Genomic DNA, 594 nt, shown 5'->3' with positions numbered 1-594 from the left:
CGTTCGGGGGCAGCGGCGTCCGGGGGCGGTGGGCGACGGTGGAACGGTCATCAACGGGGCCGATCCACAGAGGGAGTTCACCACCACTATGAGTACCAGGAAGAACGTCGCCATCGGCTGCGCCGTCACCGCCGTCGTCCTCGTCGCGGGCGTCATCGGCCTGGGCGTCTGGGGAGTGGGCGTCATGACGGAAGAGGTGAAGAAGGCGGACATCTCGCCGAGCGTCTACGAGGAGGCGAAGGTCGGGGACGCCGAGGCGGACATCCAGGCCAGGCTCCCCGAAGAGGACTCGTGGCTCACCTCGGACCTGGCGGACCAGGGGCCCAAGCTGCCCGAGGGAGCGACGTGCCGACACTTCACCTCCAAGGACGACCGGGGGGTCGACGCCCTCACTGTCTTCCGGTTCTGCTTCCAGGGCGGGAAGTTGGTCTCCAAGGAGACGTACAAGGCGAAGTGATGCCGGGCTCCGTGCGGCGGGTCGGCCCCTACAGGGCATGATGGCGGGGCCACTCCGTCCGTTCTCCTTGACTACGTCATGATCGACACCGCGCAGGAGGCTGTGTGATCCGGGTCCTCGTCGCCGACGACGAGCCG

1 pseudogene is annotated in these 594 nt (G+C 67.8%); it reads left to right on the top strand.

Annotation, left to right across the window (positions count from 1 at the left end):
* Nucleotides 1-457 (top strand): annotated as a pseudogene (locus tag BFF76_RS30250) (sensor histidine kinase); the annotation flags it as partial.
* Nucleotides 458-594: the final 137 nt, after the last annotated feature.

The organism is Streptomyces mutomycini (assembly GCF_001700505.1).
In the GTDB taxonomy this organism is placed as follows: domain Bacteria; phylum Actinomycetota; class Actinomycetes; order Streptomycetales; family Streptomycetaceae; genus Streptomyces; species Streptomyces mutomycini.
Note: the sequence above shows the minus strand (reverse complement) of the source record. Positions and strands in the feature narration are given on the sequence as shown.